At 59.0% G+C, this 10,598-nt stretch carries 10 protein-coding genes; 8 read left to right on the top strand and 2 right to left on the bottom strand.

Features of this window, described 5'->3' with window-relative positions; all coding sequences use genetic code 11:
• The 3 genes from AC4GMC_RS07195 to AC4GMC_RS07185 form a co-directional block, all read left to right on the top strand.
• A partial coding sequence (locus tag AC4GMC_RS07195) for a proton-translocating transhydrogenase family protein (protein ID WP_490391445.1) occupies positions 1-117 on the top strand: 117 nt, incomplete at its 5' end.
• Positions 118-130: 13 nt separating this feature from the next.
• On the top strand, positions 131-1,615 hold the full coding sequence (locus AC4GMC_RS07190; protein ID WP_487880222.1) for an NAD(P)(+) transhydrogenase (Re/Si-specific) subunit beta: 1,485 nt from the start codon (positions 131-133) through the stop codon (positions 1,613-1,615).
• An 89-nt stretch (positions 1,616-1,704) separates the two neighbouring features.
• Positions 1,705-2,259 carry a flavodoxin family protein gene (locus AC4GMC_RS07185; RefSeq protein ID WP_487876727.1) on the top strand — a complete coding sequence of 185 codons (555 nt, stop codon included), beginning with the start codon at positions 1,705-1,707 and terminating at the stop codon, positions 2,257-2,259.
• Here the strand turns inward: AC4GMC_RS07185 and AC4GMC_RS07180 are convergent.
• Positions 2,256-3,419: a M20 aminoacylase family protein gene (locus AC4GMC_RS07180; protein ID WP_487876728.1), complete on the bottom strand. Its 1,164-nt coding sequence runs from the start codon at positions 3,417-3,419 to the stop codon at positions 2,256-2,258. The two genes, AC4GMC_RS07185 and AC4GMC_RS07180, sit on opposite strands and share 4 nt — an antisense overlap.
• Before the next feature lie 58 nt (positions 3,420-3,477).
• Positions 3,478-4,647, bottom strand: a complete 1,170-nt coding sequence (argE, locus tag AC4GMC_RS07175; RefSeq protein ID WP_487876729.1) for an acetylornithine deacetylase — start codon at positions 4,645-4,647, stop codon at positions 3,478-3,480.
• A 218-nt stretch (positions 4,648-4,865) separates the two neighbouring features.
• Between argE and AC4GMC_RS07170 the strand changes: the two genes are divergently transcribed.
• From AC4GMC_RS07170 to AC4GMC_RS07150, 5 genes are all read left to right on the top strand, one after another.
• Positions 4,866-5,861: an ABC transporter ATP-binding protein gene (locus tag AC4GMC_RS07170; RefSeq protein ID WP_487876730.1), complete on the top strand. Its 996-nt coding sequence runs from the start codon at positions 4,866-4,868 to the stop codon at positions 5,859-5,861.
• Positions 5,858-6,844: an ABC transporter ATP-binding protein gene (locus AC4GMC_RS07165; RefSeq protein ID WP_487876731.1), complete on the top strand. Its 987-nt coding sequence runs from the start codon at positions 5,858-5,860 to the stop codon at positions 6,842-6,844. The genes AC4GMC_RS07170 and AC4GMC_RS07165 overlap by 4 nt, the downstream gene beginning before the upstream one ends.
• A gap of 45 nt (positions 6,845-6,889) precedes the next feature.
• On the top strand, positions 6,890-8,605 hold the full coding sequence (locus tag AC4GMC_RS07160; protein ID WP_487876732.1) for a peptide ABC transporter substrate-binding protein: 1,716 nt from the start codon (positions 6,890-6,892) through the stop codon (positions 8,603-8,605).
• A 70-nt stretch (positions 8,606-8,675) separates the two neighbouring features.
• Positions 8,676-9,683 carry an ABC transporter permease gene (locus tag AC4GMC_RS07155; protein WP_487876733.1) on the top strand — a complete coding sequence of 336 codons (1,008 nt, stop codon included), beginning with the start codon at positions 8,676-8,678 and terminating at the stop codon, positions 9,681-9,683.
• On the top strand, positions 9,676-10,590 hold the full coding sequence (locus AC4GMC_RS07150) for an ABC transporter permease (protein ID WP_487876734.1): 915 nt from the start codon (positions 9,676-9,678) through the stop codon (positions 10,588-10,590). The genes AC4GMC_RS07155 and AC4GMC_RS07150 overlap by 8 nt, the downstream gene beginning before the upstream one ends.
• Positions 10,591-10,598: the final 8 nt, after the last annotated feature.

Here is a 10,598-nt window from a genome sequence, read left to right as displayed (position 1 = left end):
TCGAGCAGCGTGCTGATTACAATACTCGCCGCGTTGGGGGTCTTTATGGCCTCGATCAACATCTTCGGCGGCTTCCTCGTGACACGGCGCATGCTCGCCATGTTCCAGAAATCTTAAGGAGACGAGGGAAATGGACTTCGGATTTACGATTGCAGCCTACGCGGTTGCGGGTGTCCTCTTTATCCTGTCGCTTGGCGGGCTCTCGGGACAGGAAAGCGCAAAGCGCGCCGTGTGGTACGGCATTGTTGGCATGGGGATCGCGATTTTTGCGACCATCGCCGGACCGGGGCAGGGCCTTGCGGCGCTGTCGATCATCCTGATCGCTTTGGGCGGTGCAGTGGGCTACCAGCTTGCGACCAAGGTGCAGATGACCCAAATGCCCGAGTTGGTTGCGATCATGCACTCGCTCGTGGGTTTGGCGGCTGTGTTCGTCGGCTTTAACGCCGAGATCGAACTGGGCCGGGTTGCTTCAGCGATGATGGCGGCGGACCTGCCGTTCCCCGCGTTGGAATACGGACAAAAGGTGCCTGCACTTGTGGCGGCTGAGTTCGGAACATTCGCCAACCTTCTGGCCAAAAAGACGGCTGTTGAGGTTGGCATCCTGCGCGTTGAGCTGGTGCTTGGCGTCTGGATCGGTGCGGTGACGTTCACGGGCTCGGTGATTGCTTATGGCAAACTGGCGGGCAAGGTCGACTCGGCGGCGAAAAAGCTGCCCGGTGGCCACATGCTCAACATCGCGGCTGCGGGTGGTTCGCTGCTGTTGACGGCGATGTATCTGGGTGGCGCTGGCACATGGACGCTGGTCGTTCTGACACTGCTGGGTCTGTTCATCGGCTATCACCTGATCATGGGCATCGGCGGCGCCGACATGCCGGTGGTTGTGTCGATGCTGAACTCCTACTCCGGTTGGGCGGCTGCCGCGATTGGCTTCTCGCTGGGCAACGATCTGTTGATCGTGGTCGGTGCGTTGGTTGGCTCCTCCGGGGCGATCCTGTCGTACATCATGTGTAAGGCGATGAACCGGTCGTTCGTGTCCGTGATCTTGGGTGGCTTTGGTGGCCCCGCAGGTGAGCAGATGGCCGTTGAGGGTGAGCAAGTTGCGATTGACGCCGACGGCGTGGCAACCGCCCTGAACGAGGCCGATAGCATCGTGATCATCCCCGGTTACGGCATGGCTGTGGCGCAAGCCCAGCAGGGCGTGGCCGAGTTGACACGCAAGCTGCGCGCCAAGGGCAAGAACGTCCGTTTCGCGATCCACCCTGTTGCTGGTCGTCTGCCCGGCCACATGAACGTGCTGCTCGCAGAGGCCAAAGTGCCCTACGACATCGTGCTCGAAATGGATGAGATCAACGACGACTTCCCCGATACGGACGTCGCCATCGTTATTGGCTCCAACGACATCGTGAACCCCGCAGCCCAAGACGATCCAAACAGCCCCATTGCCGGTATGCCGGTCCTGGAATGCTGGAAGGCCAAGCAGGTGTTTGTGTCTAAGCGTGGTCAAGGTACCGGGTATTCGGGCATCGAAAACCCGCTGTTCTTTAAGGACAACACGCGGATGTTCTATGGGGATGCGAAGGCGTCCATCGACAAGCTGATCCCGATGATCGACTAGATCACTTGATCACTGCACAACGATCAAAGGCGGCTTGCGGGCCGCCTTTTTTCATGCGCTGTTGAAGGCGCATCCGCGCGGAGGGACACATGACACGGCTGGCCATCGTCTATTATTCACAGACCGGGAACACCGCACTTATCGCTGCTGCGGTGGCAGAGGGTGCTGAAACGGTTGACGGCGTTCACGTCCAGCGCATTTCGATTGCTGCCGACGGGACTCTGGGGGCCGATGATTGGGCCGCACTGGATGCCGCCGACGCGATCATTTTTGGCACGCCAACGCATATGGGCGGACCCGCGTGGCAGTTCAAACGAATGGCTGATGACAGCGGCCTGCGGTGGTTGGACCGTGCATGGCTGGATAAGGTCGCAGGGGGCTTTACCTGCGCGGGCAGCCCCAATGGCGACAAGGGCACGGTCATGCTGTACCTTGCGACATTGGCCGCGCAACATGGGATGTTGTGGGTCAGCCTTGGCCAATTGCCGGCACAGTCGGAGCATAGCACCCCAGTGGAACAAAATTGGGTCGGCGGCTCATTCGGACCCACGGCCACCGCACCCGCAATGGGAGCAGTGGCGCAGGGCGATGTGCTGAGCGCGCGGGCCTACGGTGCGCGGCTGGCGACGGTGGCCAAAGACTAGGCGGCTGGCATCCGCCGTTCCACGATCTCCGCCCAGTAGGAACAGCCCGCCGGGATCGTTTCATCGCTGAAATTGTATTTGGGGTGGTGGACGTCTGCGGTGTCGCCGTTGCCCACCAGAATATAGGCGCCGGGCCGTTTTTCGAGCATGTATGAGAAATCCTCACCGCCCATCGTGATCTCAGCGTCTTGGCAATCACCGGACACGGCACGCGCAACATCGGCGGCGAATTCCGTCTGCTCGGGGCTGTTGACGGTCGCGGGGTAGCCGGTGTGAAAGATGACCTCGACCGTGCCGCCATAGGTTGCTGCGATGCCTGCGGAAATCTCGCGCATCCGGGTCTCGCCCAAGGCGCGCATCTCGGTGCCCATGCTGCGGATCGTGCCTTTGATGTGCACGGTTTGGGGCAGCACGTTGAACGCCTTGGATGAGGTTTCAAAAGAGGTCACAGACACCACAAGGTTGGCGTCGGGGTGGATGTTGCGTGACACAATTGATTGCAGGGCCACAACGATGTGCGACGCGATCAGGGTCGTGTCGATCGCCTCATTCGGTTTGGCGGCGTGCCCACCACGCCCCTCAACGATCAGTTCAAACTGGTCAGTCGCTGCGAAAAACGGGCCGGGACGGATGGCGAATTGGCCGATGGGCAGCTTGGGCCAATTGTGCATGCCGTAGACTTCTTTGATGTTGAACCGCTCCATCATGCCGTCTTCGACCATTTCGCGGCCCCCGCCGCCGCCTTCTTCGGCGGGCTGGAAAATGACGACAACGGTGCCGTTGAAATTACGCGTCTCGGATAGGTATTTGGCGGCGCCTAGCAGCATCGCGGTGTGGCCGTCATGGCCGCATGCGTGCATTTTGCCCGGCGTGGTCGAGGCGTAGTCGACCCCGGTTTCCTCATGGATCGGAAGGGCGTCCATATCTGCCCGTAGGCCAATGACGTTGCCGGTTGTGTCGGTCTTGCCCTTGATCACACCCACGACGCCTGTCCGACCGATGCCGGTCACGACCTCATCACAACCAAAGGCTTTCAGTTTGTCGGCCACGATCCCGGCAGTGCGGTGCGTGTCGAAAAGCAGTTCAGGGTTACGGTGGAAATCCTGACGCCACTCGGTGATTTCGGGCAGCAATTCGGCAAAGCGGTTTTTGATGGGCATCCGGGTGTCTCTTGTTCGAGGGGCAGGGGCCGCGTAGGTCGCGCGCTAGGCTTTATAATTAGGGGCTGGTGGTCAACATGTCGATCACCGTGCGCAGAACCTGCTCGCCCCGCATAAATTGCGCAAGCTCAATATACTCATTTGGTTGGTGGGCCTGTGCGATATCACCGGGCCCACAGATCACGGCGGAATACCCTGCGTTTTGGAACTGCCCGGCCTCTGTGCCGTAGCTGACGACATGGGTCCCGTTGTCGCCGGTGGCTTGGCGCATGATTTGCTCGGCCAGGCCGTTGTGTTCGGGCGCAAGGGGCGGGACGTCGAACTGTGGGGTCAGGGTGATGCCTGCGTCGGGGTGGATAGCCTTCATCCGCGCCTCGACCTGGGCGACACGCGCGCGGAGCGATGCCTCATAGCTTTGGGCGTCTTCGCCCGGCACCAGCCGCACATCGATGCCAAACCGGCAGTCTTTGGCGGTGATGTTATGGGCGGTACCGCCGGTGATGGTGCCTGTGTGGGCCGTAGAAAAGGGCGGGTCGAAGGGTTCTGCAAGGACTGATGGCGTTTTTGCGCGGATGTGGTCATTGGTGTCGTTAACCCATGACAAAAGGTGCGCGCTCTCAAGGATTGCGCTGACGCCTTGGTGCATCATCGACGAATGGATCTCATGCCCGCGGACATGGACCTGCCAACCGACGCTGCCCTTTTGACCGGTCACGACCTGCATGTTCGTCGGTTCTCCGATCAGGGCGATGGCGGCTTTGGGCAGGCGGTCCACCATATCTGCGATCATGGGCGGCGCGCCGACGCAGCCGATTTCCTCATCATAGCTGAGCGCGATTTGCAGCGGTCGCTTTAGGTCAAGCGACAACGCGTAGGGCACCATCGCGAGGGCCAGCGCGTTAAAACCCTTCATGTCGCAGGTGCCGCGTCCGTACAAACGGCCACCCCTTTCTACCACGGTAAATGGATCGGTTTCCCACTCTTGGCCGTCTACGGGGACCACATCGGTGTGGCCCGACAAAATGATGCCGCCCTCAACCTCTGGTCCGATGTTGGCATAAAGCGCGGCTTTGTGGCCCGTGGCGTCGTAAACCCGGTGCGCAGTGATGCCAAAATCGGCCAAATACCCCTCAACCCAATCCACAAGCGCGAGGTTGCTGTCACGGCTAACGGTTGGAAACCCCACAAGGGTTTCGAGGATGTCGCGTGGGGACAAAGGGTTTGGCATCGGGGCTCCGGGTGTTGCGGCTGCGGAAAAATGTGGCGCAGCCTCTCAAAGGTCAAGCGTAACTGCCCGAATACGTTGCGGCTCGGTGATTTGGCGCCGGAGGCGAGGGGGCAGCGCCAAGGCGCATTGCGAGGCAGGCAAAGTGTGTTAGTCTTTTGATATGTTAATCATCAAAAGTTTTCTGGTGGTAAGCATCTCCATTCAGGGGAGGGTGGCACATGCCCGAGGGTGGGCGACGTGTTCTTGAGGTTTCGGGCCTTAAGACCGTATTTCAAACGCGCGATGGCGAGGTACATGCCGTCAACGATGTCAGCTTTGGTCTCGCCCCCGGAGAGGTTCTGGGCGTGGTGGGTGAGAGTGGATCAGGCAAATCCGTCACGATGATGTCCTTGATTGGCCTGTTGCCATCGCCTCCGGCTCGGGTGCGCGGCGGTCAGGTCATGTTGGATGGCGAAAACTTGCTGACGGTGTCGCCCGCCCGAATGCGCCAAGTGCGCGGCGGAGAAGTGGGTTTTGTGTTCCAAGATCCTATGACCTCGCTTAACCCCGTGTTTACTGTGGGCTACCAATTGGCCGAACCGCTGCGCCGCCACATGGGGATGACCAAACGCGCGGCCCGGGCGCGGTCGATTGAACTGCTGGAACTGGTGGGCATTCCCGATGCCCCCGCGCGATTGAACGATTATCCGCACCAGTTTTCGGGCGGGATGCGCCAGCGCGTGATGATCGCGATGGCCTTGGCGTGTAGCCCCAAGGTTTTGATCGCGGATGAACCGACCACGGCGTTGGATGTCACTATTCAAGCCCAGATACTGGACTTGCTCCAAGATTTGCGCGCGCAACTGGGCATGGCGATCATTTGGATCACCCATGATCTGGGCGTCATCGCTGGCATCGCTGACCGGGTGATGGTGATGTACGGTGGACAGGTGGTTGAACAGGCCCCCGTGCGGGAGGTGTTTGGCAATCCGCAGCACCCTTATACCCGTGCTTTGTTGAAGACGGTGCCCAGTGTAACCGGGGCGCGGGCGGATCGGTTGGAGGTGATCGAAGGCCAGCCCCCGATTTTGATCAGTGCGCCGACTGCGTGCAGCTTTCGGGATCGGTGTGCGGATCGCGCCGCGCGCTGTGATCGCGAAAACCCTGTTCTGCGGGCAGTTGGGGGCGGGCATGATGTTGCCTGCCATCAACGCCACGGGGGGTGCCCGGCATGAGTGCTGCCTTGGTTCAGGTCCGCGATCTAAAAATGCACTTTCCTGTTTATGGTGGAGTGCTGCGGCGACAAGTGGGCAGCATAAAGGCCGTGGATGGGGTCAGCTTTGATATCATGGCCGGTGAGACGCTGGGCCTTGTGGGCGAAAGCGGGTGTGGCAAATCCACCTGTGGGCGCGCGGTGCTGCGGCTTTATGATATCACGGGTGGGTCGATCACGATTGACGGGCGTGAGATTGGCGATGTCCCGCAGTCCACATTAGTGGACATGCGGCCAACGATGCAGATGGTGTTTCAGGATCCTCAGGCCAGCCTTAACCCGCGCATGACTGTGGCCGCCATCATTGGTGAGCCGTTGGATGAACACACGGATTGGTCCAAGGCGCAAAAGCTGGACCGCATCTATGAATTGATGGATCAGGTTGGGCTGAACCGACAGTTTGCGCATCGATATCCGCATGCGTTTTCCGGGGGGCAACGCCAGCGGATCGGGATCGCACGGGCGCTTGCGTTAAAGCCAAAGTTTATCGTCTGCGATGAGCCGATTGCCGCCCTTGATGTATCCATTCAGGCGCAGGTGGTGAACCTGTTGGAGGCGCTACAAGACGAGTTGGGCCTGACCTACCTGTTCATCAGCCATGACCTAAGCATGGTGCGCCATATCGCTGACCGTGTGGCGGTGATGTATTTGGGGCAGGTGGCGGAATTGGCTCCGCGCGAGGCGCTGTATCAAAACCCGCTTCACCCCTACACACAGGCGCTACTGTCAGCGGTGCCCGAGCCTGACCCCGTCCGCGCCCAAAGCCCACAGTCACGGATTATTCTGCGCGGTGACGTGCCATCGCCCGCCAACCCACCCAAGGGCTGCAATTTCTGCACCCGGTGCCCGCAGGTGATGGCGCGGTGCAAGACCGAGCCCCCACATTTGAGAGAGCTGGCGCCGGGCCGTTACGTGGCCTGTCACCTTTTTGAGACCGTCAATTAACGGCGGACAGTCCAAAGCATTTTGAACCAGTACCGGAGACCCATTATGATCAAAACAGCTTTACTCGGAGCCGCGGCCAGCGTGGCGTGTGTGTCGATGGCGTTTGCGGATGGCCACATCGGTGAACGTGGCCGTGATGGTAACCTCTCGCTCATTTATTGGCAGGCGCCCTCAATTCTGAGCCCCTTTTTGTCCGCTGGGACCAAGGATGTAGAGGCCGCCTCGCTGATGCTAGAGCCGCTGGCCCGCTATGACGAAACCGGTAAAATGGTACCTTGGCTGGCTGCTGACATCCCGACGGTTGAAAACGGCGGCGTGTCTGAAGACCTGATGACGATCACGTGGAAAATCAAACCCGGCCTTGTGTGGTCTGATGGCACTGCGTTTACGGCTCAGGACGTTAAGTTCACGGCGGCCTATTGTATGAACCCCGATGGCGGCTGTGCTCATGGAACAAAGTTTGAGGGTGTGCGTTCGGTCGAAGCGCCAGATGACCTGACGGTTGTGGTCACCTTTGATGGGCCCAAACCCTTTCCTTATGGGCCGTTCGTTGGGGTTGAAAGTCCGATCCTACAGGCCGCTCAATTCGCTGAGTGCATGGGGGCGGCCGCCGCTACGTGCACAGAACAGAATTTTAACCCCATCGGCACCGGGCCGTTTACGGTAACGGAGTTTCGCACCAACGACGTGATCACTTTGGCCGCAAACGAAAACTACCGTGAGGCGGGCAAACCTGCCTTTGCCACCGTGACCTTCAAGGGGGGCGGCGATGCTGCCGCCGCAGGCCGCGCGGTGATGGAAACCGGTGAGTTTGACTATGGCTGGAACCTGCAACTGGCACCTGAGGTGATCGCGGGCATGCAGGCCGGCGGATTGGGAACCCCCGTGGCGGGCTTTGGCCCTTTGGTCGAGCGCCTGATGCTGAACCAAACCGATCCTGACCCTGCGCTGGGCGATCGCCGATCCACCACTGACACCCCGCATCCGTTCCTGCGGGACCCTGCGGTTTATAAGGCACTGTCGATGGCGATTGATCGACCTTTGTTGGTGGAAATCGGCTACGGGCAAGCGGGGCGCGTGACGTGCAACTGGATCGCGGCACCGGCTGCCGTGAATTCCACCACCTTTAGCTGTGACACGCAGGACCTAGAGGGCGCTAAAGCCATGCTAGAGGCGGCGGGCTATGTCGATACCGACGGCGACGGCGTCCGCGAAACGCCCGCAGGTCAACCGATGGAGATTTTGTACCAGACATCAACCAACGCCGTGCGGCAGGATTTTCAGGCTTTGATCAAAGAATGGTGGGAGGACATCGGCCTAAGCGTTGAGTTGCGCAATATATCCAGCTCAGTGTTTTTCGGGGGGGATGCGGGATCACCCGATACCCTGCAAAAGTTCTATGCCGACGTTCACATGTACGCCAACACCTTTAACGGGACCGATCCGCAGACGTATTTGGGCAATGGTTTGTGCGACAAAGCTCCGCGGCCCGAAACCCAATGGCAAGGTGAAAACATGTCACGCTTTTGCATGGCGGAATATGATGCCTTGCATGCGCAGTTGCAAACCACCGCAGGGGCGGAGGCGCGTGCCGCCATCGCCCGCGCGCTGAACGATATGTACGTGGGCAATGGCGGGATGATCCCGCTGGTTCACCGGGGCCGTCTGTCTGCCCATGCCAACACGCTGGGCGGTGTGAAGTTGAACGTCTGGGATAGTGAGATTTGGAATATCGCCGATTGGTACCGCATCGGCGAATAAGTCCTGAGCGGGGTTGCGCGGATCCCTTCTGCACCGCCCCAAACGACCCTGAATAAAGGCGCCTGTATAGATGCTGACATTCACCATCCGACGATTGATCTTTGCCGTACCAACGCTTTTGTTCACGGCCCTGATTATCTTTTTGTTGCTAGAGTTGGCACCGGGGGATCCGATGTCGAACGTGCCGCTCACGGTGCCCGATGAGGTGAAGCAACAGATGCGGCTGGCACTGGGTCTTGGCGAGCCGATGCATATCCGGTTTTTCAAATGGATTGTGCAGTTTTTCTGGATTGAGCCACTGAACCTGTTTGATCAGATGTTCGGCACTACCTTTGCCGAGGGCAAGCTACGTGTGATTTCGTGGCAAAGTCGCAGTCCGGTTATCGACATCATTGCAGAGCGTATGCCTCAAACCCTTTGGGTGGTGGGAACGGCCTATGTGGTCGCCATAGCGATCGCAATCCCGGTTGGGATTTATTCTGCCTACCGACAGTATTCGTTCTTTGATCAAGCGGGGACGTTCATCACGATGGTCGGTTACTCAGTGCCGCCGTTCTTTTCGGGGGTGTTGGTGATTGTGGTTTTCGCGGTGAACTTGGGATGGTTTCCGTCGATTTATGACACCACGCATAAGGTGGTCGATTGGGACAGTTTCGTGGTGCAATTGCAGCAGATGATTATGCCGGTGATGGTGCTTGCGTTGCAGATTACATCACAGATTTCGAGGTTCATGCGCGCGTCGATGTTGGACAATCTGGGACAGGACTATGTGCGCACCGCGCGCGCCAAGGGGATGGAAGAGCGGACAGTCGTGATGGTCCATGTGCTGCGCAATTCGATGATCCCTGTTGTGACGGTTATTGCGCTGGGCATTCCTGCCATTTTTGGCGGTGCGATCATCACGGAACAGGTGTTCAAGGTGAACGGTATTGGGCAGTTGTTGATCACTGCCATTCAGGCCAATGACCTGCCGATGGTGCAGACGCTGACCTTCATTTTTGCGGTCCTGATTGTGCTGTTTAACCTGCTTGCGGATGTACTGTACGGCATCCTTGATCCGAGGATCCGCTATGACTGAGGTCCCGATTTCGACTGTGGGCGCGCGTCCGCCTCGTAACCATTGGTGGGATGTGTGGGACCAATTCAAGGTTCACAAAGGCGCGTTGATTGGGGCTTTTTTCTTTTTGTTGATCGTATTTCTGGTGCTGTTCGGGCCGGTCCTTTGGGATATTGATCCCGCCAAGACTAACATCCGCTCTCGCAATCAGGGAATGAGTTGGACGCATCCGTTTGGGACCGATCAATTGGGCCGCGATATCTTTGCGCGGATGATCGCAGGGGGGCGGGTGTCGATGGGCGTTGGTCTGACGGCGATGGCGCTATCCGTGATTATCGGGACGTTGGTCGGTGTGATTGCGGGTTATTTCAAGCGGCTCGATGGGGCGTTGATGCGGCTGACGGACCTGTTCCTTGCGCTGCCGCTGATGCCGCTGTTGCTGGTGACGGTCCTGTTGTTTCGAGAGCCGCTGAGCGCGGCCTTTGGCCCTGAGGGTGGGATATTCGTGTTGATGGTCTGTGCGATTGGCATCACCTCATGGATGCAGACCGCCCGCATTGTGCGCGGCGATGTGCTAGCATTGAAGGAGCGCGAATTCGTACTGGCCGCGCGATCTATCGGAACGCCGCCGCGTCGGATCATAACGCGCCATATCTTGCCCAACGTCATGTCACCGATCATGGTTTCGGCCACGCTGGGCATCGCGAATGCCATTATCACCGAAAGTGCACTGTCGTTTCTGGGGCTAGGGTTTCCGCCGGATTTTCCGACGTGGGGACGGCTGTTGTTTGATGGCGTGGACTATTTGACCCAGTATCCGGAGCGCGTGTTCTGGCCCGGTCTTGCGATTTCTTTGACGGTTTTGTCGGTGAACTATGTGGGCGACGGTCTGCGCGATGCTTTGGATCCGCGCATTCGGGGGCGGTAGGATTTTGG

It is taken from the genome of Thalassobacter sp., assembly GCF_982993085.1.
The sequence above is the reverse complement of the archived record's forward strand: the minus strand, read 5'-3'. Positions and strand labels throughout refer to the sequence as shown.

Excerpts from the sequence above, each read along its gene's own strand:
- AC4GMC_RS07190 (WP_487880222.1), top strand. The coding sequence starts at position 131 with ATGGACTTCGGATTTACGATTGCAGCCTACGCGGTTGCGGGTGTCCTC.
- AC4GMC_RS07185 (WP_487876727.1), top strand. The coding sequence starts at position 1,705 with ATGACACGGCTGGCCATCGTCTATTATTCACAGACCGGGAACACCGCA.
- AC4GMC_RS07180 (WP_487876728.1), bottom strand. The coding sequence starts at position 3,419 with ATGCCCATCAAAAACCGCTTTGCCGAATTGCTGCCCGAAATCACCGAG.
- argE (WP_487876729.1), bottom strand. The coding sequence starts at position 4,647 with ATGCCAAACCCTTTGTCCCCACGCGACATCCTCGAAACCCTTGTGGGG.
- AC4GMC_RS07170 (WP_487876730.1), top strand. The coding sequence starts at position 4,866 with ATGCCCGAGGGTGGGCGACGTGTTCTTGAGGTTTCGGGCCTTAAGACC.
- AC4GMC_RS07165 (WP_487876731.1), top strand. The coding sequence starts at position 5,858 with ATGAGTGCTGCCTTGGTTCAGGTCCGCGATCTAAAAATGCACTTTCCT.
- AC4GMC_RS07160 (WP_487876732.1), top strand. The coding sequence starts at position 6,890 with ATGATCAAAACAGCTTTACTCGGAGCCGCGGCCAGCGTGGCGTGTGTG.
- AC4GMC_RS07155 (WP_487876733.1), top strand. The coding sequence starts at position 8,676 with ATGCTGACATTCACCATCCGACGATTGATCTTTGCCGTACCAACGCTT.
- AC4GMC_RS07150 (WP_487876734.1), top strand. The coding sequence starts at position 9,676 with ATGACTGAGGTCCCGATTTCGACTGTGGGCGCGCGTCCGCCTCGTAAC.